This is a genomic window from Puniceibacterium sp. IMCC21224, from assembly GCF_001038505.1.
In the GTDB taxonomy this organism is placed as follows: Bacteria; Pseudomonadota; Alphaproteobacteria; order Rhodobacterales; family Rhodobacteraceae; genus Puniceibacterium.
Genome location: NZ_LDPY01000001.1, coordinates 3,552,497 through 3,574,584, shown reverse-complemented (window position 1 = coordinate 3,574,584; position 22,088 = coordinate 3,552,497). Strand labels below are relative to the sequence as shown.

General features: G+C 60.7%; 23 protein-coding genes. 10 read left to right on the top strand and 13 right to left on the bottom strand.

Annotation, left to right across the window (positions count from 1 at the left end; translation table 11 throughout):
• The first annotated feature begins 2 nt into the window (after positions 1-2).
• The 4 genes from IMCC21224_RS16635 to IMCC21224_RS16620 all read left to right on the top strand — a co-directional run bounded on the left by IMCC21224_RS16635 (position 3) and on the right by IMCC21224_RS16620 (position 4,342).
• Positions 3-1,997: a biotin carboxylase N-terminal domain-containing protein gene (locus IMCC21224_RS16635; protein ID WP_047996295.1), complete on the top strand. Its 1,995-nt coding sequence runs from the start codon at positions 3-5 to the stop codon at positions 1,995-1,997.
• A gap of 10 nt (positions 1,998-2,007) precedes the next feature.
• Positions 2,008-2,892, top strand: coding sequence for a hydroxymethylglutaryl-CoA lyase (locus tag IMCC21224_RS16630; RefSeq protein WP_047996294.1), 885 nt, complete (start codon positions 2,008-2,010; stop codon positions 2,890-2,892).
• A complete protein-coding gene (locus IMCC21224_RS16625; protein ID WP_047996293.1) occupies positions 2,882-3,673 on the top strand; it encodes a crotonase/enoyl-CoA hydratase family protein in 792 nt (263 codons plus the stop codon). The genes IMCC21224_RS16630 and IMCC21224_RS16625 overlap by 11 nt, the downstream gene beginning before the upstream one ends.
• A 192-nt stretch (positions 3,674-3,865) precedes the next feature.
• On the top strand, positions 3,866-4,342 hold the full coding sequence (locus IMCC21224_RS16620) for an NYN domain-containing protein (protein ID WP_053079015.1): 477 nt from the start codon (positions 3,866-3,868) through the stop codon (positions 4,340-4,342).
• Between the two features lie 717 nt (positions 4,343-5,059).
• Here the strand turns inward: IMCC21224_RS16620 and IMCC21224_RS16615 are convergent.
• The 4 genes from IMCC21224_RS16615 to IMCC21224_RS16600 form a co-directional block, all read right to left on the bottom strand.
• Positions 5,060-5,572: a protein-tyrosine phosphatase family protein gene (locus tag IMCC21224_RS16615; RefSeq protein ID WP_047996292.1), complete on the bottom strand. Its 513-nt coding sequence runs from the start codon at positions 5,570-5,572 to the stop codon at positions 5,060-5,062.
• A 4-nt stretch (positions 5,573-5,576) separates the two neighbouring features.
• Positions 5,577-6,416: a neutral zinc metallopeptidase gene (locus tag IMCC21224_RS16610; protein ID WP_047996291.1), complete on the bottom strand. Its 840-nt coding sequence runs from the start codon at positions 6,414-6,416 to the stop codon at positions 5,577-5,579.
• A gap of 124 nt (positions 6,417-6,540) precedes the next feature.
• Positions 6,541-7,257, bottom strand: a complete 717-nt coding sequence (locus tag IMCC21224_RS16605; RefSeq protein ID WP_047996290.1) for a histidine kinase — start codon at positions 7,255-7,257, stop codon at positions 6,541-6,543.
• Positions 7,229-7,516, bottom strand: a complete 288-nt coding sequence (locus IMCC21224_RS16600; protein ID WP_047996289.1) for a hypothetical protein — start codon at positions 7,514-7,516, stop codon at positions 7,229-7,231. The genes IMCC21224_RS16605 and IMCC21224_RS16600 overlap by 29 nt, the downstream gene beginning before the upstream one ends.
• Positions 7,517-7,709: 193 nt before the next feature.
• On the opposite strand from IMCC21224_RS16600, the gene IMCC21224_RS26615 reads away from it, so the two are divergent.
• The 4 genes from IMCC21224_RS26615 to IMCC21224_RS16580 all read left to right on the top strand — a co-directional run bounded on the left by IMCC21224_RS26615 (position 7,710) and on the right by IMCC21224_RS16580 (position 11,519).
• On the top strand, positions 7,710-8,357 hold the full coding sequence (locus IMCC21224_RS26615; RefSeq protein ID WP_053079014.1) for a hypothetical protein: 648 nt from the start codon (positions 7,710-7,712) through the stop codon (positions 8,355-8,357).
• Positions 8,358-8,540: 183 nt separating this feature from the next.
• A complete protein-coding gene (locus IMCC21224_RS16590) occupies positions 8,541-9,173 on the top strand; it encodes a ribonuclease HII (RefSeq protein WP_047996288.1) in 633 nt (210 codons plus the stop codon).
• A gap of 89 nt (positions 9,174-9,262) precedes the next feature.
• Positions 9,263-10,378, top strand: a complete 1,116-nt coding sequence (locus IMCC21224_RS16585) for a site-specific DNA-methyltransferase (RefSeq protein ID WP_047996287.1) — start codon at positions 9,263-9,265, stop codon at positions 10,376-10,378.
• Positions 10,379-10,646: 268 nt separating this feature from the next.
• Positions 10,647-11,519 carry a DMT family transporter gene (locus IMCC21224_RS16580; RefSeq protein ID WP_047996286.1) on the top strand — a complete coding sequence of 291 codons (873 nt, stop codon included), beginning with the start codon at positions 10,647-10,649 and terminating at the stop codon, positions 11,517-11,519.
• A 37-nt stretch (positions 11,520-11,556) separates the two neighbouring features.
• Here the strand turns inward: IMCC21224_RS16580 and aroC are convergent, their stop codons facing one another.
• The 5 genes from aroC to petA all read right to left on the bottom strand — a co-directional run bounded on the left by aroC (position 11,557) and on the right by petA (position 16,938).
• On the bottom strand, positions 11,557-12,669 hold the full coding sequence (gene aroC, locus IMCC21224_RS16575) for a chorismate synthase (RefSeq protein WP_047996285.1): 1,113 nt from the start codon (positions 12,667-12,669) through the stop codon (positions 11,557-11,559).
• A 75-nt stretch (positions 12,670-12,744) separates the two neighbouring features.
• Positions 12,745-13,974 (bottom strand): MFS transporter, encoded by a 1,230-nt coding sequence (locus IMCC21224_RS16570; RefSeq protein WP_047996284.1) that lies wholly within the window; start codon positions 13,972-13,974, stop codon positions 12,745-12,747.
• 227 nt (positions 13,975-14,201) lie between these two features.
• Positions 14,202-14,993 (bottom strand): cytochrome c1, encoded by a 792-nt coding sequence (locus IMCC21224_RS16565; RefSeq protein WP_047996283.1) that lies wholly within the window; start codon positions 14,991-14,993, stop codon positions 14,202-14,204.
• A gap of 20 nt (positions 14,994-15,013) precedes the next feature.
• Positions 15,014-16,363, bottom strand: coding sequence for a cytochrome b N-terminal domain-containing protein (locus IMCC21224_RS16560; protein ID WP_047996282.1), 1,350 nt, complete (start codon positions 16,361-16,363; stop codon positions 15,014-15,016).
• A gap of 11 nt (positions 16,364-16,374) precedes the next feature.
• Positions 16,375-16,938 (bottom strand): ubiquinol-cytochrome c reductase iron-sulfur subunit, encoded by a 564-nt coding sequence (petA, locus tag IMCC21224_RS16555; RefSeq protein WP_047996281.1) that lies wholly within the window; start codon positions 16,936-16,938, stop codon positions 16,375-16,377.
• A 216-nt stretch (positions 16,939-17,154) separates the two neighbouring features.
• Here petA and IMCC21224_RS16550 point away from each other — a divergent pair, with 216 nt between their 5' ends.
• Complete coding sequence (locus IMCC21224_RS16550) at positions 17,155-17,823, top strand: outer membrane protein (RefSeq protein WP_047996280.1); 669 nt, start codon at positions 17,155-17,157, stop codon at positions 17,821-17,823.
• Positions 17,824-17,874: 51 nt separating this feature from the next.
• On the opposite strand, the gene IMCC21224_RS16545 is transcribed toward IMCC21224_RS16550, so the two are convergent.
• From IMCC21224_RS16545 to IMCC21224_RS16530, 4 genes are all read right to left on the bottom strand, one after another.
• Entirely contained in the window at positions 17,875-18,480 is a 606-nt protein-coding gene (locus IMCC21224_RS16545) for a glutathione S-transferase (RefSeq protein ID WP_047996279.1), read from the bottom strand.
• Between the two features lie 98 nt (positions 18,481-18,578).
• Complete coding sequence (locus tag IMCC21224_RS16540; protein ID WP_047996278.1) at positions 18,579-19,199, bottom strand: FMN-binding negative transcriptional regulator; 621 nt, start codon at positions 19,197-19,199, stop codon at positions 18,579-18,581.
• Positions 19,200-19,203: 4 nt separating this feature from the next.
• Positions 19,204-20,130, bottom strand: a complete 927-nt coding sequence (locus tag IMCC21224_RS16535; RefSeq protein ID WP_047996277.1) for a tyrosine recombinase XerC — start codon at positions 20,128-20,130, stop codon at positions 19,204-19,206.
• Positions 20,127-20,834 carry a DUF484 family protein gene (locus IMCC21224_RS16530; protein WP_047997215.1) on the bottom strand — a complete coding sequence of 236 codons (708 nt, stop codon included), beginning with the start codon at positions 20,832-20,834 and terminating at the stop codon, positions 20,127-20,129. Before IMCC21224_RS16530 ends, IMCC21224_RS16535 begins: the two co-directional genes overlap by 4 nt.
• A 396-nt stretch (positions 20,835-21,230) precedes the next feature.
• Between IMCC21224_RS16530 and IMCC21224_RS16525 the strand changes: the two genes are divergently transcribed.
• Positions 21,231-21,947 (top strand): serine protease, encoded by a 717-nt coding sequence (locus IMCC21224_RS16525; RefSeq protein ID WP_047996276.1) that lies wholly within the window; start codon positions 21,231-21,233, stop codon positions 21,945-21,947.
• Positions 21,948-22,088: the final 141 nt, after the last annotated feature.

Sequence of the window (22,088 nt, the reverse complement as noted above, 5' to 3'; positions counted from 1 at the left end):
TGATGAAAAAGCCCTTTTCAAAGATACTGATTGCCAACCGGGGTGAAATTGCCTGCCGCGTCATCCGAACTGCCCGGCGCATGGGGGTGGCCACGGTTGCGGTTTATTCCGATGCGGATGCCGCCGCCATGCATGTCGCATTGGCGGACGAGGCGGTGCATATCGGTGCATCCCCCGCCTCCGAAAGCTACCTGGTCGGCCAGCGCATCATAGATGCGGCCCTGCAAACCGGGGCAGAGGCAATCCATCCGGGCTATGGTTTCCTGTCGGAGAACCCGGACTTTGTCGACGCCGTGACCGCTGCGGGCCTAACGTTTGTCGGTCCCTCATCCGATGCGATCCGCGCGATGGGACTGAAAGATGCCGCTAAGGATCTGATGACCAAGGCTGGCGTGCCGGTTGTGCCCGGCTATCAGGGCGCAAATCAAGACGCGGATTTCCTAGCCGATCAGGCGGCGCAGATAGGCTACCCGGTTCTGATTAAGGCGCGCGCCGGCGGTGGCGGCAAAGGTATGCGCAAGGTCGACGACGCGGCTGCATTCCACGAGGCGCTGGCCTCGGCGCAGCGCGAAGGGCAGGCGTCGTTCGGTGATCCGCATGTGCTGGTGGAAAAGTTCATCACCTCGCCGCGTCATATCGAAGTGCAGGTGTTTGGCGACAACCACGGCGGCGCGGTACATCTGTTTGAACGCGACTGCTCGCTCCAGCGGCGTCACCAGAAGGTCATCGAAGAGGCACCCGCCCCCGGCATGACTGACGCTGTGCGCGATGCCATGACCGGTGCCGCAGTCGCTGCCGCCCGCGCAATCAGTTATAGCGGCGCGGGCACAATCGAATTCATCGTCGACGGTTCTGGCCCGCTGCGCGGAGACAGGTTTTGGTTCATGGAAATGAACACCAGACTGCAAGTCGAACACCCCGTGACCGAGGCGATAACCGGCGTTGATCTGGTCGAATGGCAGCTGCTGGTTGCCGCGGGTGCGCAGTTGCCACTGACCCAGGACGATCTGCACATCAACGGCCACGCATTCGAGGCGCGCCTGTACGCTGAGGATCCGACCAAGGGATTCCTGCCGGCGACGGGCAAATTGGAACATCTGTCGTTCAGCCCTATGGCGCGCAATGATTCCGGCGTGCGCAGCGGTGACAGTATCAGCCCGTTTTATGACCCGATGATTGCCAAGGTCATCACCCACGCCGCCACACGTGCGGACGCGCTGGACGGATTGTTGGCGGCTTTGGCGCAAACTCACGTTGTCGGCACCGCCACAAATGCCGAGTTTCTGGCGGCATTGGCCCGGCACGACGGGTTCGTAAACGAAACCTTTGATACCGGGGTCATCGAACGCGATCTGACGGCACTGACAACAGGCGAGCCGCTGAGCGAGGTGCATATTGCCTTTGCCGCCATCGCTGCGTTGAACCTTGATCCAGCCGCGCGCGGTTTTGGCTTTCGCCTGTGGTCCCCGGCGCAACATAGCCTGCGGCTCATCTACGATAGTGAGCTGATCGAGCGCCAGTTAACCCTGCACGAGACCGGAACCATCGTCATATCCGGCGCAGAGACAGAGCCACTGAGCCTGCAAAACCTGACCGTGGACGGCGCAACCATGACAGCCCGCATTGGCGTGACCAATGCGCAGGTTGCGGCGCAGGTGCATTTGGCCCGTCGCAATGCCGAATTGCTGATTTCGGTGCTTTGCGGCGGTGTGGTGCGTGATCTGACACGTCCTGACCCGCGGTCGGGGCGCGTCACCACCGCCGATCTGGGGGATGTTGTCGTAGCCCCCATGACCGGCACGATTGTCGGCCTGAATGTCGCCGTCGGGGATCAGGTGCAAGAGGGTGCAAAACTGGGTGTGATGGAGGCGATGAAGATGGAAACCACGATGCTGGCCCCGCGCGCCGGGACGGTGTCAGAGGTCAGTTGCGCTGTCGGCGATGCAGTCGAAGGCGGTTCTGTTCTGATCCGGTTCGAAGAATTGGCCGCAGAGTGAGGGTGACGCGATGACGGATCATGTCCGAGTCTACGAAGTGGGTCCGCGCGACGGTTTGCAAAACGAAAAGGCGTTGATCCCGACCAAAGATAAGATCGCGCTGATCAACCTGCTGTCGCGGGCAGGGTTTGAAAAGATCGAAGCGACCAGTTTTGTGTCCCCGAAATGGGTACCACAATTGGCGGATGCTGCCGAAGTCATGGCGGGCATTGATCGACGTGACGGCACGGATTATTCCGTGCTGACGCCGAACCTGAGAGGGTTCGAGGCTGCCTTGGCCTCGGGCGCAAACGAGGTCGCAGTCTTTGCCTCAGCCTCTGAGGCGTTCAGTCAAAAGAACATCAATTGTTCGATCACCGAAAGCCTGCAAAGGTTTGCGCCGGTGATGGAGGCCGCGCATCAGGCCGGACTACGGGTACGGGGTTATGTCTCCTGTGCCGTGGACTGCCCGTATTCCGGCATGGTCGATCCCGCAGCTGTCGCCCGTGTCGCAGGCGCCCTATCGGACATGGGCTGCTACGAGATCGTGCCAAGCGACACCATCGGTAGGGCAACGCCCGAAGCGGTTCAACGGATGCTTGCGGTGGTGCTGGCGGATATCCCCGCGGCGCGTTTGGCGTGCCATTTTCATGACACCGGCGGGCAGGCACTGGCCAATGTCGCGGTCGCGGTCGACCTGGGGGTACGCACGTTCGACAGCGCGGTAGGAGGCCTTGGCGGCTGTCCTTATGCACCGGGGGCCAAGGGGAACCTGTCGACAACCGCGCTTGTCACCATGTTAGAACAGCGCGGGTTTCACACAGGGATTGATCAAGTTCTGCTGGCCAAGGCCGAGGCTCTGGTGGCCTCCCTTGCCCCTCAAAACACAACCACGGGGCCGCAACATGACGTTTGAAAAGATCGGTTTGGTCACAGATGCACGGGGCGTTGCTGCGGTCACGTTGAAACGTCCCGAGAAACATAATGCTATGAATGCGCAGATGATCGCCGAACTGAGCGACGTCGCCCGCGCGCTGGCCAGTGACCCTGCAGTGCGCGCGGTGGTTCTGTCCGGTGAGGGCCGCAGTTTCTGCGCCGGTGGCGATCTGGGCTGGATGCAGGAACAGGCGCAAAAGGATCGCGCCGGTAAAATGCAGGAGGCCGGATCGCTCGCCACGATGCTGGGGCTGTGGAATGTCATGCCCAAGCCGGTGATTGGGCGCGTCCACGGTGCGGCTTATGGTGGTGGGATCGGGCTGATCGCGGTTTGCGACATCGTCATTGCCGAAGAGAACACCCGCTTTGCCTTGACCGAAACGCGGCTGGGGCTGATCCCGGCCACCATTGGTCCCTTTGTCGTCAGTCGCATGGGAGAAGCGTTTGCCCGGCAGGTGTTCTTCACCGCCAAACCGTTTGATGCGGCGTTCCTGATCCGCGCGGGACTTGTTGCTCGGTCTTGCGCTGCGACTGATCTTGATGCCGCCGTCGAAGACGAAATCGCGGCAATTCTCAATTGCGCCCCCGGTGCTGTGGCTGCCGCCAAAGCATTGTGCCGTGCGCTGGCCGGAGCGAACCCGGCAGATTCTGCGGAACTGACCGCAAATGCGCTGGCGGACTGCTGGGAAACGGCGGAAACGCAGGAAGGCATCGCCGCCTTCTTTGCCAAAGAGACACCGTCCTGGCGTCAGTCGAGTTGAGAATGACCGTCAAGTACGCGATATAGACTTGATACTCTGCGTCGGGTCCTGAACCGACCATATGTTCGGATATCCATGGGTTTGAATAATCCGTATGCGGGAAAACCCACTGAATAACTTTTTGAGGAATTGGGGAATCAAAAGATTCTAACGCGCCACAGTTTGTCAGAAACGCAGTGCAAAAAACCTCGCATGAAACCCGAAGTTATTGAGATCAATACGATTGCCCGCGTCGCGGCGCTGATTGACGGTGACAATGTCAGTCCGGCATATGCCGACCGAATTATGGTCAGGGCCAACACACTGGGTCGCGTCGATATCGCGCGGGTCTACATGAATGCCAATCGCAATTCGGATTGGTTGTCTGCGCCTGGCTTTCGCCTGGTCCATTCGGGTACCGGCAAAAACGCAACCGACGTGCTGCTGTGCATTGGTACGATGGAATTGGCGCTTGTCGTCGGGATAGACAAATTTATTCTGGCCGCATCTGATGGCGATTACAAGCATCTGGCGACGCGGTTGCGTGAACGCGGTCATCACGTTCTGGGGATGGGTGAATCCAAAACCCCGGAACCCTTTCGTGCTGCCTGCTCCGCCTTTCGGGATATCGAGTCGCGTTCGAGTCGCGTTCGGATCGCGACGAACTTGACCGTGAGATTTGCAACATGATCGCCACTCACAGTCAGAAGGGCCAAGGCATGCGCATTTCGGACCTTGGGCAAAAGATGCATGTTACCTTTGGTAAGAGGTTCACCCAATACATCGGCCAGAGATGGCGTAGCTATCTTGAGGCGTCACCAGATCTTTACCATCTTGATCCCAAAAGCCCCGATGCAATGGTCCGTTTTGTACCTCAGGAACGCATTCGCCTGACAACGCCACGATAGCGGCGGCAACTATCCAGTTGGGCCAGTCTCGTCAGGCATTGTTGCACGACTCTGAATTTAGGGGGCACTTGGGGATTCCATGCGGTTTGCCAGGTTGCATGAGCAAGCCGACACCCGCCCACCGTCATAGGGCGATCATCGTCCGGCACGACACCGCGAACATCCCCATCTGCAAGAATGGGCGACCGCGCAAAGTGTGCCGCCCGGCAGCTAGCACCCGTACCGACCCCCTGCGCGCCACCCGGTACGACGGCTGAGTATTATAGGCGCACTGATCAAACGCTTCCTGGATCTCGGAACGGCCAAGGTCGTTCCTGTTGCCTGATAACGGCGGGGAACGGGGCTGTCGTGTCCCAAGCGTGAGCTACGCAATAACGCCAAACGGATGTGAAAATGTCGATTAACTGTATGCTGAATCTCGTTAACCCGAGTGGCTTCTGGCTGCCTCGTGTACGAGCCTGGACCATCCTGACGCTTGGATAAAGTTAACGTATTGGCGTTATTGTGGATGACGCAGAAACAATGCGGCCCCGCGCGGTGCGGCCAGGGCCCACTCCATCTGTGCGTCGGTTTCTATGGCGCAGGGGCGCACGGTACGCAGCCGCTCCAGCGCCTCGTCGGCGGCTTCGCCTGCTTCGATCATCAGCCGCAGCGCCACCATACCCGAACGACCACAGCCGCCCCGGCAATGCACCAGCACCCGGCCGCGCCCGGCAAGCGCTTGCAGGGCTTGACCACTGATGCCAGTCCATTTGTCGGCAAACCCGGCATCCGGCGCGCCAAAATCTGCGATTGGAAGGTGCGCCCAGCGGGTTCCCTGATCCTGTAGCTGCGCGCCAAGGTTTTGCGCGCCGCCCGCCAGCATTTCGACATCTGTCGTCAATGAGATGACCAGCGCGGGGGCCCAGCCGTGGATATGCTCCAGGTCGCCGGCGTAATCGCCATCGCTGCCCGGAAGCGGCGCAATCGCCAGAATGCCCCCCGCCACGGGCAGGGCGTGGATCACCGTCATCGGGCTACAGGCTCCTTGCGCCGAAGGTATCGCAATCGCGTATCTGTCCGCTCTGATACCCCCGCGCGAACCAGTCCGACCGCTGTTTGCTGGTGCCATGCGTAAATGTATGCGGCTGGGGTACTCGTCCGGCCCGCTTTTGCAGGTAATCGTCGCCGATTCTTCTGGCGGCGTTCAGCGCCTCGTCGATGTCACCGGGGTCCAGCAGCCCGTCGACTTCGCGCGCCCAGACGCCGGACAGGCAGTCCGCCTGCAATTCCAGCCGCACGGTCAGTGCATTGGCCTGCGTGTCTGAGGCCGCCTGCCGATGTTCGTTGACCTGACCCAGAATACCAAGTTCGTTCTGCACATGATGGGCCACCTCATGCGCGATGACATAGGCGGCAGCAAAGTCCCCCCGGGCGCCCAATTCCTGTTCAAGTGTGGCAAAGAATTCGGTGTCCAGATAGGCTTTGGCATCCGCCGGGCAGTAGAATGGCCCGGTCGCGCCGCTTGCCCCACCACAGGGCGATTGTGTGACGCCGGAATAGAGTACAAGCACCGGCGGCGCGTATTCGACGCCCAGCTGCTCAGGAAAGACATTGCCCCAGACGGTTTCGGTGGTGGCCAGCACCCGCGACGCAAAGGCGGCGGCCTGTTCCTCCTGCGGGCTGAATTCGCGCGGGGCAGAGGACTGTTGCGGCGCAGCTTGTTCAAGCAGAGGGGTGACATCGATCCCGGTGAAATAGCCGATGGCCAGCACAACCAGCAATCCGACACCGCCGATTCCGGCCTTGGCCCCGCCGCCGCGCGATCTTCGCCGGTCCTCGACGTTGCCGCTGCGCTTGACACCTCTCAGCCGCATATTCTGCCCTCACTCTGCCCTGACTGGTCCGATGATACACATCCGCCCCGAGGGGTTAAGTGAAATCTGTTAACGTCTCTGGGGTCCCGGCACTGCGGGGGTGTGACAGCAGGACCCGACGGTGTCAGATCACCTCGATCACCGCTTTGTCGATGGCCAGCATATACCCTTTGCGCGCGATGTTCTTGACCAGCAATTCCGACACCAGTTGATTGCCCAGCCCGTCGCGCAGGCGCTTGATGCGGGTGGCACCTGCTGCTTCGTCGCAATCGGGTTCGGGGCGGCCCGAAATCACCGCTTCGATCTGCGCGCCGGTCAGCATTTCGTCATCCATCCGGGCCTCGGCCAGAACGGCAAGCGTTTCCATCATCGCTTTGGTCAGTTTAAAGCCCATGGTGTTCAGGTAGACGGTGTTTTCCTCGCGCGACAGAATCAGTGAACTGACCTGAATGCCCGCGCGTTCGATCTGGGCGATCCTGCGGTTCAGGGTGATCAGCATCACCAGAAACACCAGCGCCGCGACCATTAATGCCGTCGCGAAAATCAGAAGCACAAAGATCACCATGCGGTAACTGGCCAGCGTTTCGGCAAACGAGGTGCCGGATTGGGCGAGGATCTCAAGCAGTTTGATCTCGGCCTGGGCGGTCAGATCATTGTTTTCGATAAACAGCCGTTCGACCCGCGCGTTAAAGGCACCGGCGTCGGGCAGGGCCAGCAACAGCACACCTCCCGCCGCCAGCAGCAGCGCCACAATTGCGGCGATCCCGGCGGTGACGATGCGTGTGCCCGATCGACGGCTGTCGGCCACAAGTTCAGAAACGGAGGTAGTAGGATCCGGCACTGGCCTTCCTTTTGTCGAGTCCGGCCTCGTCAAAGGTTGAGACCACATTAAGTAATGTCCAGCCTTGCGCCGCAAGACGAGGGGCCAGCTCGGCCTTGGCGGATTTCGCCGAACAGTTGCCGGATATCTGCGCCACACCATAGTGCAGACGCAAGGGGCTGTCTTGCTTGGCCTTGTAGTCGGCGTAGCAGGCTGCGTGCGCCGCAGCGGGCAGCAGAAACGCGACAATGACAAGAGGGAAAAGGGAAATATGTCTCATACCGTCACGATGCGCCGACCCGGCGGGATATTCAATATCCGTGGGGGTTTGGCGCACCGTTATCCGATAACAAGGTGGCGATATTGCCTGACTTGGGGCGGTGGGGCGATGGTTGGTTACATGGTCCCAGCCATAGATCGGCACGGGACCGACACAATCCGACCGACCAAGAAACGCCTATAGGAGAGACCCAATGTCAGGTAAATTCATCGCAACCGTGCTGGCGACAGCATTGACCATCACAAGCTTTACCGCAGCACCCGTCCGCGCGGCCGAGACCAGGGACATTGCCGCAGTGCTGGGTGCGGCGGCGACGCTCTTTGTCATCGGGTCGGCGATCCAGAATGCCCGCCAGGATGACGAAAGGTCAAAGTCCAAGGTGATCGTGCGCGATCATGGGTACCAGGGGGGGCGCTATGACAATCGCGATCACCGCGACGACAATTGTCGCGGCAACGATCGTGGCGGCCATAACAACCGCTGCGACGATAACAACCGGGGCCGCCACGACGACAAAGGACACAAAGATGACCGGGGCCACAACAACAAGGGGAAGGGCGACGACAAAGGAAAGGGTAACGACAAAGGCAAGAGCTGGGACAAACGCCCGAGCTGGTCACGTCAACTCGCGCCGCTGCCGTCCTCTTGCCTGATTGATCAGCGTGGGCGGCAGAACAGCCGAGGCTCGGTGTTCGGGGCAAACTGTCTTGGCCGGAACTATTCTCAGGCGAACCGTCTGCCCAATGCCTGCCGCACCACGATTAGCACCCCCCGCGGTCGCAGTACCGCTTATAACGTATCTTGCCTCAAGAATCGCGGCTATCGGATCGCTCGGTATTGATTGCGTCCGCAGTGCAATGCCCTGACAGCGGGGGATCGCATTGCAGCGAGACCCGCGTGGGATCCATGACATCCCTTGCGGGTCTTGCTCTGATCTCTCTGCGCCACGGTTCAACGCCCTGCCGCTGGTCCGTGACGCCCGATACTCCTTGTGATCCGCGCACGGATCGGTTCTGACAGTGATATGACTGGACCGGATTTCTCTTTCGAAGAGCAACTGTATGCACAGGGCTCGGGCCTTGTGGCAGGGGTGGACGAGGTTGGGCGCGGGCCTCTGGCGGGTCCGGTTCTGGCTGCGGCGGTGATTCTAGATCCCGCGCAGATTCCGGCGGGACTAAACGATTCTAAAAAACTGAGCGCGCCGCGCCGACAGGCGCTGTCTGATGCGCTCTGGTCCTGTGCCCGGGTTGCGGTGGGTGAGGCCAGCGTCGAAGAGATCGACGACATCAACATCCTGCGCGCCAGTCATCTCGCGATGTGTCGCGCGATTGCCGGATTGGATGTCGTGCCGGACCATGTACTGGTCGATGGCAACTTGATTCCCCGCGATCTGGAGCTGCCCGCCACGGCGGTGATCAAAGGCGACGGACGGTCTTTGTCGATTGCGGCGGCCTCAATCGTCGCGAAAATTCGGCGTGATCGTATCATGTGGGATTTAGCGCAACACTGCCCCGGATATGGCTGGGAAACGAACATGGGATATCCGTCAAAAAGCCACATAATGGCGCTGACAAATCTTGGTGTGACCCCTCACCATAGACGTTCGTTCAAGCCAGTGCACAATATCTTGTATCAAGATAAAATCGTAAGTGACTGATTCAATAAAGAAATTGACCGCGAATCACGTTTGAATCATCCTGTACTCAACCAAATGAGCGCACAAAGCGCCGGGGACAGAGGCAGAGAATGACGACGATGACCAAGACAAAGGGCGCGACAGCGCTCCCCCTCAATACGATTCTGGATGGCGACTGCATCGAGGTGATGAACAGTCTGCCCGAGGCGTCGGTCGACCTGATCTTTGCCGATCCGCCTTACAACCTCCAACTCAAGGGCGACCTGCACCGGCCGGACAATTCGCGCGTCGATGCGGTGGATGACCATTGGGACCAGTTTTCGAGCTTTGCCGCCTATGACAGCTTCACCAAGGACTGGCTCAAGGCGGCGCGCCGGCTGCTGAAACCGGATGGGGCGATCTGGGTGATCGGCAGCTATCACAACATATTCCGCGTTGGCACGGCATTGCAGGATGCGGGCTACTGGATCCTGAATGATGTGGTCTGGCGCAAGGCCAACCCGATGCCAAACTTTCGCGGCAAACGGTTTACCAATGCGCATGAGACGATGATCTGGGCCTCCAAGGCTGAGGGCGGCAAATACACCTTTAATTACGAGGCACTGAAGGCGCTGAACGAAGGCATCCAGATGCGCAGCGACTGGGTTCTGCCGATCTGCAATGGCGGAGAGCGGATCAAGGATGCCAATGGCGACAAGGCGCATCCGACGCAAAAGCCGATGGGGCTGCTACATCGCGTGCTGGTTGGGTCGACCAATCCCGGCGATGTGGTGCTGGATCCGTTCTTTGGCACCGGAACCACGGGTGCCGTGGCCAAGATGCTGGGCCGCGATTGGATCGGGATTGAACGCGAGGCGGCGTATCGCGACGTGGCAACACGGCGGATTGCTGACGTGCGGCGCTTTGACAAGGCTGCGCTTGAGGTCAGCACCTCGAAACGCGCCGAACCGCGTGTGCCGTTTGGCCAGTTGGTTGAACGCGGGATGCTGCGCCCGGGAGAAGAGCTGTTTTCCATCGGTGATCGCCACAAGGCCAAAGTACGCGCCGATGGAACGCTGATCGGCAACGACGTAAAAGGGTCGATTCACCAGGTAGGTGCGCATCTTGAGGGCGCGCCCAGCTGCAACGGTTGGACCTATTGGCACTTCAAGCGAGACGGCAAAGTGGTGCCGATCGACGTACTGCGCCAGCAGATCCGGGCCGAGATGGTCGAGCGCCCGCACTAAGGTTTCACGAACAACCAGTCACCGCCGGCGCCCCGCCTCATGCTGGGGCGCTGACTTGCCCCGTCTGTTCGTCAGGCGGGGCCTTTTCGCGTTCTGACTGTCGTCTGCGGATCGGCGCGGGCCAGCAGACCTTTGACCGGGACAGGTTGACCCCGTCTTGTCTGCACGCGGTCATGCCAGCGCGTGCTATGATGGCCTTCACCCGCGACCGCTTGACGCCGGAGGGCGTTAAGGGTCAGGTGCGCGCAGATAATCCAAGGGGACAAAGATGGATCTGCGTGCGATTGCGATGGGGCTGGTCTTTGCGGCAATGTGGTCCTCGGCCTTTACATCGGCGCGGATTATCGTGGCCGCCGCCCCGCCGCTGCAGTCACTGGGTCTGCGGTTTCTGGTTTCGGGGCTGATCGCGGTGGCGATTGCCCGAGCGATGGGACAAAGCTGGCATTTGACCCGGCGCCAGTGGCGATCAGTCGTGGTGTTCGGGATTTGCCAGAACGCGCTTTATCTGGGTATGAATTTTATTGCGATGCAGACGGTCCAGGCGTCGTTGGCGGCAATCATCGCCTCGACCATGCCGCTGATGGTGGCGCTGGCGGGCTGGGTGATCTTTCGTGACCGGATGGGCGCGCTGGGCATCGTTGGGCTGCTTATCGGGGTGCTGGGCGTTGTGCTTATCATGGGCGCACGACTGCGCGGCGGAGTGGATCTGTACGGTTTGACACTGTGCATTCTGGGCGGTGTCTCGCTGGCGGCGGCGACACTTAGCATGCGGGGCGCGACGTCAGGTGGTGGAAATGTGATGATGATCGTCGGGTTGCAGATGCTTGTCGGGGCGGGGGCGCTGGTGGTGCCTGCACTGGCGTTCGAAAGCTTTGAGGTGCAGTGGTCCTGGTCGCTGATCATCGCATTCTGGTACACGACGCTGATCCCCGGTGTTGCCGCGACATTGATCTGGTTCCTGCTGGTCGAGCGCATCGGCGCGGTCAAGGCGGCAACGTTCCATTTCCTCAATCCGTTCTTCGGCGTCGCCATTGCCGCCGCGCTGCTGGGCGAGGCGTTGGGGATCTGGGATGTGATCGGCGTTGTGGTGATCGCGCTGGGAATCCTGGCGGTACAACTGTCGCGTCAGCGCGCCGCCTGACGCTGACGGTCACCGCGTGTTGTAGCAAGCCCGAGGTTTAACCGATCTGACCGCGCGTTGTTCCCACTTCGCCACCCACTTGGGCGCGGTGCAACAGAATGTGGTCGAGCAGGACACATGCCATCATCGCCTCGCCCACGGGGACCGCGCGGATGCCGACGCAGGGGTCGTGGCGGCCTTTTGTGATGATCTCGGCTGGTTGACCGGACCGAGTGATTGTCTGGCGCGGTTTCAGGATCGACGAGGTGGGTTTGACCGCAAAGCGCACGACGATGTCCTGCCCGGTCGAGATGCCGCCAAGGATGCCACCGGCGTGGTTCGAGCTGTAGACCGGCTTGCCGTCATTCCCGAGAAAGATTTCATCAGCGTTTTCTTCACCTGTCAGCATCGCGGCGGCCATGCCTTCGCCGATTTCGACGCCTTTGACTGCGTTGATCGACATCATTGCGGCAGCAAGGTCGGTGTCGAGCTTGGCGTAGACCGGTGCGCCAAGGCCTGCGGGGGCGTGACGCGCGGTGACTTCGATGATCGCACCGACAGAGTTGCCGGATTTGCGCAGATCATCGAGATAGGTGGCCCAGGTCTCGGCGGTCTTGGCTGACGGCACCCAGAACGGGTTCTGGTCGATCTGGGTCATATCGCGGTCGCCGATGATGCCGTGTGGGCCCATCTGCGTCATGTATCCGTGGATTTCCAGCGTCGGGACAAGGGTTGCAAGGGCGGCGCGGGCGATACCGCCGGCGGCCACACGGGCGGCGGTTTCACGCGCCGACGACCGGCCACCACCGCGCGGATCGCGGATGCCGTATTTCTGCCAATAGGTGATGTCGGCGTGTCCGGGCCGGAACTTTTCGGCGATATCACCGTAATCCTTGGATCGTTGATCAGTGTTTTCGATCATCAGCTGGATCGGGGTGCCGGTGGTCTGTCCTTCATAGGTGCCTGACAGAATGCGGACCTGATCGGGTTCGCGCCGTTGGGTGGTATATTTGCTGGTGCCGGGTTTGCGCAGGTCAAGCCAGTGCTGCAGCGCCTCTTCGGACACGGCCACCCCTGGCGGGCAGCCGTCAACCGTCGCGCCAAGCGCGGGGCCGTGGCTTTCGCCCCAGGTGGTGACGCGGAAAAGGTGGCCGAAGGTGTTAAGGCTCATGTCAGCAAGGTCCCGGTGTTTGTTCCTGTCCTAGGACAGCGGCGGGGCGGTCTCAAGCGGTTTTGCGGTTTCGTCCTATTGCGCCGGGGCGGCCACCTCAGGCAACAGTCGCGCCTGACCAAGACGGGGATGCAAGCTGGCCGCGATGCCGAATGCGATGCCAAGGGCGGCACCCGTTGCGGCAAAAATGCCCCAGACCGGGGCGGCCAGCAGCACCAGCCACGCTGCACCGGGCGTGAGGATGCCCGACACATCGCGATAACTGGCGTAGACCGCCGACATTTCCGTGCGCTCAGAGGGTTTGACCGCCATGAGAAAGGGCAATCCCGCGCTGACGTCCAGAAGAATCAAAAAGACCGAACCGCAGTACAACATTGCAACTGCGGCCCATGGCCAGGGTGACAGCAGCGACGCCGCAACAAAGGCCATAGCTGTGGCGGCAAAGCCGACCCGTACCGTGTGCCGAACCGAGGTGGCGCGCATGTAACGCAGCATCAGCGGGGTGATAAACAGCGTGGCGTTGGTTGTCGACAGCATCACACCGCCAATGGTCTCGGGCAACCCGGCCCCCAGCGCATAGATCGGCAGATAAACCACATAGGCCCACCAGCCGCAGGATCGGATCACCGCAAAGAGCCAGCCCGCCACCAGTCGCGGCTGGACAAAAAACCGTCCAAGAAAGGTCAGCGGGTTGGTCGCCGGGCGGCGTGCCCGTGTGATCAGGCGACCGTTGCCCAGCCGCATGTACAGAAAGGTCACAAGCATTGCGGCTGACGCGGTTCCAGCTATGGCAAAAGGGGCCTGCGGTGCCAGCGCCATCAGGGTGACGCCCGCAGCCGGGCCAACCGTCCAGCCCAGGGCAGAATAAAACAGCCGCAGTGTTTCGCACCGACCCAATTCGATCTTGTCGATGTAATCGAGGACGTAGGCGTTGAAACAGACAAAGGTGACGACCGTGGACAAGGTCGTGCAGGCCAGACCGGCGATCAGCGCGCTCGGGTGGCCGGAGGCGGCCAGCGCTGATCCGATGACAAACAGCGCGGCACCAAGGCTGTAGATCCAGCGGCGCGGCACAACGCGGTTGATCCAAGGCACCAGTAGACCCGCACTGAGCGAGGCAAGACCCACAAGAAAGTAGATTTGCGACACAAGCGCGGCATCCTGGAGCGCATTATAGAGCGCGACCGGAAAGACCGAAATCAGCATGCCGCGCGCCACCGCCTCGCATGCGGCCAGGATGGCAAAACCCTGGACCGAGGGGGCAGGCGCATGGCGCAACCATTCGGGAATGCGGCGTTCAAACATATCGGCTCTTTCCGGTTTTGCTTAGGGAATAGGCAGGGCCGAAAGTCGCGTCTGGGCTGACTGCGACGTTTCTGTCGGAAACTGACAGTGGGATAACTGATGCGCCAGTCGGGACACGGGGTCGCCTGTCCTATCAATCACAAGTGTAGCATAGCAAAAGGCCCCGCCGGTTGGGGCGGGGCCTTGGATGAAGATCGCATTAAAAAGGGAGGTGGTGAGCCGACGGCTCAGGCGACCTTTTTGTTTTTGACACCTGCCCAGATACGCTTGTTCGTCAGGTACAGCAGCACCGACAGCACCGTCAGGAACAACACACCGGCAAAACCGGCCTGTTTGCGGGCCATCATCTTGGGCTCTGCGGTCCACATCAGGAACGCGGCGACATCCATTGCCTCATGGTGCAGATCGGTCGAATGCCCGTCGGCATATTCTACATCATCACCCAGCAGCGGCGGCGGCATTGAGATCCAGCCCCCCGGGAAGGCGTGATTTTCGTAGAACACAGAACCAGCCTGCTCTTTGGTCTCACCGGTATACCCGTTGAGTAGCGAAGCAATGTATTCCGGTCCGCCGATCCCCTTAAGTAGCTGGTTGATACCGGTGCCGTAGGGGCCGTGAAAACCCGCGCGGCTTTTGGCCATCAGCGACAGGTCCGGCGCGTTCGCAGCGGTGTTGTGCGGGAAATTGTCGGCCGGCTTGGCGGCGCGGAAATCGTCCAGCTCGGCGTCGAACACCTGGATATTCTGATCCGCATAGGCGCGAACCTGATCTTCGGGAATGCCCGGACCGTCTTCGGCAGACAGGGTCCGCAGCGGGACATACCGTAGCCCGTGGCAGGCCGCGCAAACCTCGGTATAGATTTGCAGGCCGCGCTGCAGCTGTGCCTGATCATAGCTGCCAAAGGGGCCCTCAAACGAGAAGGCAAAATCCTCGACATGGGCCTCGTCGCCGGCGGCAAATGCGCCACCGGACATCAGGGCCAGGGCCAGAGGGGCCGCGAGAGCGAGTTTCTTGAACATGGGTTCAGATCCTTCTTGTCTTACTCGGCCGGAGTGGAGGCGGTGGCTCCACCTTCGGCGTCGGAGGATTTGCCGTACTGGCTGGCAAAGTCATCCTCGATGGTGGCGGGCTGAGCTGTCGGTTTTTCGATTACACCCAGCAGCGGCAGGATGATCAGGAAATAGCCGAACCAGTAGGCCGCAGCGATCAGCGAGATCGACTTATATGGCTCTTCCGCCGGCATGGCGCCGACCCACATCAGGACAATGAAGTCCACCACCAGCAGCGCGAACCACCATTTGAACATCGGGCGATACCGGCCCGAACGCACCGAAGACGTGTCTAGCCAGGGGGCCAGCGCCATCACGGCGATTGCGCCGAACATCGCCAGAACTCCAAAGAATTTGGCGTCAACGATACCCGCAGTCACGAAGGATGCGATCTGAACCACCCAGACGTCAGCGGTAAAGGCGCGCAGGATGGCGTAGAACGGCAGGAAGTACCATTCCGGCACGATATGCGCTGGCGTCGCCAGCGGATTCGCCTCGATATAGTTGTCGGGGTGGCCAAGGAAGTTCGGCATGAAGCCGACGATGGCAAAGTAGATTGTCAGGATAACTGCCAGCGCGAAAAGGTCTTTCATCACGAAGTAGGGCCAGAACGGCAGGGTGTCTTTCTCGGCCTCGGCCTTGGATCCGCGACGCACCTCAACACCCGTGGGGTTGTTGTTGCCCGTCGTGTGGAAGGCCCAGATATGCACGATCACCAGACCCGCAATCACAAACGGGAACAGATAGTGCAGCGAGAAAAAGCGCGTCAGCGTGGCATTGTCCACCGCCGGTCCACCCAGCAGCCAGGTCTGGATTGGCTCACCGATCAGCGGGATCGCACCAAAGAGGCCGGTGATGACCGTGGCACCCCAGAACGACATCTGACCCCAGGGCAGAACATAGCCCATAAAGGCAGTGCCCATCATCAGCAGGTAGATCAGGATACCGATGATCCATGTGATCTCGCGCGGTTCCTTGTACGAACCATAGTAAAGACCGCGGAACAGGTGGGCGTAGACCGCGACAAAGAACAGCGATGCGCCGTTGGCGTGCATGTAGCGCAGGGCCCAGCCGCCGTTCACATCGCGCATGATGTGCTCAACACTGGCAAAGGCCAGATCGGCGTCAGGCGTGTAATGCATCACCAGGGTGATGCCGGTGGCGATTTGCAACACCAGCGTAAAGGTCAGCACGATGCCCCAGATCCACATCCAGTTCAGGTTCTTGGGTGTGGGGATCATGATCGTGTCATAAAGTACGCCGAGAACGGGCAGGCGGCTGTGAAGCCACTTCTCGGGCCCGGATTTCGGTTCGTAATGGTCGTGAGGAATTCCAGCCATCTCTCTCTCCCTTATCCGAGAACGATTGTTGTTTCGCCGTCAAAGGCAGCGGGGGGAACGTGCAGGTTTTGTGGGGCCGGTCCCTGGCGGATACGCCCGGCGGTGTCGTAGTGCGACCCGTGGCAGGGGCAGAACCAGCCATCATAGTCGCCGGCACCGTCACCCAGCGGCACACAGCCCAAGTGGGTGCAGACCCCCATCATCACCAGCCATTTTTCCTGACCGTCCATAGCGCGGTTCGCATCCGTCGCATCGGCGCTGTCGGCGATATTGGCGTTGCGCGCGTTGGTGTCGATCAGATCGGACAGCGGCACAGCCTTGCCTTCTTCAATCTCGGTTTCGGTGCGGTGACGGATGAATACCGGTTTGCCCAGCCACTTGACCGTGAGCTGTGTGCCCTCGATGACGCCGCCGATATCGACACGGATCGACGACAGGGCGCGCACGTCGGCGGATGGGTTCATCTGGTTGACCAGAGGCCAGATGGCTGCACCGGCGGTGACGGCTCCGGCTCCGGCAGTCGCATAGTAGAGAAAGTCCCTGCGGGTGCCTGCGTGATCGTCTGCGTGTGACACGAGGTTTACTCCATTCCTGGGCGGCATTTCGCAGCCGAGTCAAAAAGATATGCCATGGGGATACCACAGCCTTACCGGCGGGTATTTAACTGGCTAGTGGGGGTGCGTCCAGAATCAAAACTGCGTGTTCGGCAAAAGGGCCGATGTGTCGCGGTTGCGAGACGCCCAAGGGGGCTATATGTGTGCGGTGGGATGACACGTAAGTACAGGTGAGACATGAGACACGGTTTGCAGGCCAAAGTTGTAGCGTTGGCTGTGATTTGTGGCTATTTGGCGGCTCCGGCCGTGGCGCAGGACATGGAAGTGTCTGTCTATACCGGCTGGCAAACAGCGCCGCATAGCCGTATTTCGGGCGATTATCCCGGTGGCGGCGATTATGACGCACTGATCGGCTGGGAAGGGCGCTCATTCGAGATGCCGCCCTATTACGGTGTGCGCGGCACCTGGTGGCGCAACGAGCGATTCGGTTTCGGCCTGGAATTCACCCATACCAAGGTTTACGCCCCGGACGATGAGCGCGCCGCGCTGGGATTCGACCGGCTTGAGCTGACCGACGGGTTAAATATCGTCACACTCAATGCGCTGCGGCGCTGGCCGGACCAATGGAAGGGTCTGACGCCCTATGTCGGCGGCGGTCTGGGCCTGGCGATTCCCCATGTGGATATCGAGACGGCCGCGGGCGACAAGACCTTTGGCTATCAGGTCACCGGCCCCGCCGTGCGGCTGATCGCCGGGGCGAGCTATGATCTGAACGAACGGTTTGCGGTGTTTGGGGAATATCAGTTTGTCTATTCCAGCAACGAGGCCGATCTTGACGGTGGCGGCTCGTTCAATTCTGATATCAAGACCAATGCGCTTAACTTTGGTCTGTCGCTGAAATTCTGAACTTTTAGCCGGTGACCGGCCCTGCGATGGGGCCGGCCGTGGTGGCCGCCTTCAGGCCGGGGGCTGCGTCGCAATCATCGACGGGCGCTGCGCGAATCCCTTGTGCCATGCGGCCAAAGCGTCGCGGCCTGCACGCCAGTCTCGTGCGCCGTGCCGGAAATCCAGATAGGACAGCGCGGCGGCGATGCCGATATGGCTGATGTCGAGTGGGCCGTGCAGATGGCTCATCCAGCGGGACCCAAGCGCGTCCAGAGCACGAGCCACTTTCGTCCATTGCGCTTCGATCCACTCGGGTGATTGCTGAGCCTCGGGTTTGAACCGCGCCTCGTAAACCATCAGCACAGCAGCATCCATGATGCCGTCCGCCGTGGCTTCGAGTGTGAGAACCTCCCAAATGCGGTTTTCGGGGTACAGACCGGCGCTGGCGCGGTGGTCCAGATAGCGGCAGATCACCCGGCTGTCATACAGCGTCGGGCCATCTTCGCGCGTCAGCGCCGGGATCTTGCCGACGGGGTTGGCGGTGACCAGCGTGGCGTCGGGGATCATCGGGGATGCCGCGACATCCACCAGTTCCACGTCACCAAGCTGGCCGGTTTCGTGCAGAGTGATCATGACCTTGCGGACAAATGGCGACGCGCCGGATTTGAGCAGTTTCATAGACAGTATTCCTTTGTCGTGCAGCGATGCGGGTGGTTCTGGCGGCAGAGTGCGACAGCGACAGGACAAAGGAAAGGGGGCACGGATAGTACCACAGCCTAGAGCTTTGGCGGTTCGCGCATCAGCGCCGCGAGGGTCGGCGTGTCGTTGCCCAGTCCGGCATTTTGCGCGCCGTCGGCGGCACTGTGGCGCGCCGCGTCGGGTTTGTTCTGACCCAGTTTCCAAGTGGCGGAAATATCGGCCACGTGCAGGCGAAACGGCAGGATCATCCGCATCAGGCGGCTCAGCGCCTCGGGCGTCATTTTGGACGTAGTCCAGGCGGGTTTCGGGGCAAGCCGCGCCTCGTACGCCGCCGACTGACGGTCAAGCATGTCGCGCATCGCGGTGTCGGGCAGCGGCTCCAATGTGCCGGTCAGCTGGATCGCGACATAATTCCATGTTGGCACCTGATCGTCCAACCCATACCAGTCCGGTGAAATGTAGCTGTCAGGCCCAGTCACCGCCAGCCGCGCCGGTTGCGGACCTTTGAGGCGGGCAATCGGGTTTGATCGAACCAGATGCAGATCCGCCTCGCGACCATCTTCGGACAAGAGGAATGGGATATGAGACAGCAGCGGCGCGCCCTGGGCACTGAGCGCCAGCATGCCAAAACCGCGCTGGCGCGCAACGGCGATATCTTTGGCGTGGTCGGCCGAATGAAAGACCGGATTGGGGTGCATCGGTTCAGCCCGCCTTGGGGTGGGTGGCGGCATAAACCTTCATCAGGTGCAGCGTGTCCACCGATGTATATGCTTGTGTTGTCGACAGCGACGCATGTCCCAGCAGTTCCTGAATTGCGCGCAGATCGCCCCCCGCCTCAAGCAGATGCGTGGCAAAGCTGTGGCGCATGGCATGTGGCGTTGCGGTTGCGGGCAGGCCAAGCTGCATTCGCGCCTGTTCCGTCACCTTCTGGATCAGCCGCGGGTTCAGCGCACCACCGCGCGCGCCGCGAAAGATCGGTGTGTCGGCCTCAACCGGCCAGGGACAGGCAGCAAGGTAGCGGCTGACAGCCGTGCGCGCGACCGGTAGCACCGGCACGACGCGTTCCTTGCCGCCCTTGCCGATGATGCGCATCGTCTCGGTCAGGGGCAAGTCGCGCCCGCGCATGCCCAATGCTTCGGAAATCCGCAGTCCGCAGCCATAAAGCAGAGTGATTACTGCGGTGTCACGCAGTCCGATCCAGTCGGTCTGCGACTGCAGTGCCACGGTGTCGATCATCGCGCGGGCGGCGTCTTCTGTCAGCGGGCGCGGCAGTTTCTTTTGAAATTTCGGCGACCGGGTGGTCAGCACGGCGGTTGGTTCAAACCCTTCGCGCGCGGCGAGCCAGCGGTAAAAGGTTTTCACCGCCGAAAGCTTGCGCGCCATTGATCGGGAACTGGCGCCGCCCCCGCGCAAATGTGCCATCCAGGCGCGCATGTCGGTAACCGAAAGGCGCGACAACGGGCCCAATCCTTGCGCGCCGCCGTGATGCATCGTCATGAAGGCAATAAAATCCAGCACATCGGTGCGATAGGCCGTCAGTGTGTTTTCGGCGGACCCCTTGAGGGCACGCGCAGAGGCAAGCCACCCCTCGAGCGCGTCGCGCGCCTGAGGTGAGATGGCGAGTGTCATGCCAGCCAGCGGCGCATCGCCCGTTCGAACACTCCGGCGAAAAATGTCAACAAATCAGTGCCTTGCTGCGGCGTAAACTGGTGCGGATCCTCTGCCCCCAGTACCAGAAGGCCCGGCAGACGACCAAGGCCAAAGTCGAGCCGCAGCAAAGCTTCGGATCGAATCTCGTCGGCTTTGTCGCCATAGATGCGGGCGTCGCCGTGCTGCACCTGGCGCAGTGTAACCTGACGCAGCGGTCCGTGGCGCGGGCTGTTGATATAGGTGTCGGTAAACCCGGTTTCGGCCACTGACAGCACGTCGCCAAGCCGCTGAACTGCCGGATCTTCGTATTTCTGCACGGTTTCCAGCACCAGACGAACCGAATCGACCCGCAGGATTTCGGCCACTTCGCTGCCAAGATTATGCAAGAACGGTTCGAATTCCACGGGATCAAGCATTCGCAGAATGGCGCGATGAATCTGATTGGTCCCCGCGAGATTTTCATAGGCTGCGGCAATGACCGACCGATGCGTGTCCTCAAGCCGGTCCAGCCGCGCTTCGAGGCGTTCCATCGCGATGCCGCGCAGGTCGACGATATTGCCGCCCATCGAACGTTCGTTGGCGGCGATCAGCGCCCGCATCAAATCCTGATCTTCCAGGATAACATCGGGACGCGAGATAATCGTGTCGCGCAGGGTGTCGTCCATCTGGGGTCTGCTGCTCATGCGTGCCTCTGCATTTTTCTTTTCGTCGACCGTATCAAAGGCCGTGCGGGTTTTCGCCTCTTTTTTAGGGCGCTTGCGATGCTCATGGCCGGGTGTGACCATTGTGTCAATCGGCTGTCGGGCCGGACCGTGCCGTTTGCCGACCTTGATTGCGCGTCCGGTCAGGCTATTTGGGTTTGACAGCAGCCATCCCAACTGGGGCTCTCTGGAGGGAATACATGCAATTTCGGGCAAAATGATGTAAGGAAAGTGTGATTTGAAAGACAGAGCCGCTGATATCGTCCACACGCGGGCATCCGCCTTTTGCGTCTCAAACTGACCTACTACTACCCAACCACCAGCCCGTGTCGGCAGCCCGTGCCGGTTTTCCATCAGAGCAACCGAACAGGCCGCAAGATGCAGCGTCACAGCCTTTGTCAGATCGTCGGGTCGATCCTGATTGGGATGGGCTCCGCCACATTGCCTGTTGCCGCTGAAATCGAGGCGTTACCGCCACTGGCCGATGAGATTGCCGCGCAATTTCCCGCAATCGGGCGGCTTGGACATGGGGGGTTTCGCACCCAGCAGGGGTGCACGGCAACGCTGATTGCGCCGAACCTGATTGTCACCGCAGCCCATTGCGTTGCTGAAACGGGGCACTCCGGGCGTGTGTTCGTTGCCGGCTGGTCGCGCGGAGACTATATCGCTGCACGCGATTCAAAACGCGAAATGCGCCATCCCGCGTATGCTTTGGACGGCACTCATCACCCGCGCAACGATGTGGCTTTGGTTGTGCTGGACAGTCCGATAGATGACGTCACTCCGATTCCGCTGGGTCGGGTCGAAGAGGGCGGTTTGCACGGAACAGAGGTCGCTCTGATCGGCTACCACCGCAAAACCCCTCATCTGCTGAGCGGTGATTTCAACTGCGCTGCGACACAATTTGCGGTTGGATTGGTGTATGTCGGGTGCCCGGTGATCAATGGCAATTCCGGGGGGCCAGTGCTGCGCGAAAACAAAGACGGCGCCTGGCAGGTCGTGGGGGTGGTGAGTTCTCAGCGCGGTGGTGGGGCAATTGCGGTGGAACTGCCAATCTGGCTGAGACGGGAAGTCGCGGCACATCTGCGACGTTAGCCGGACACATCCACGTTGGCATTCGCCACAGCCACTCAGGTCAGTAGCGGTGCAATATTGGCCAATGTGTGCATGTGCAATCGGGTCCGTCAATGGTTTCAGCAGCACCGTCGACCTGCCGACCCCATGGTCAAATGTCGA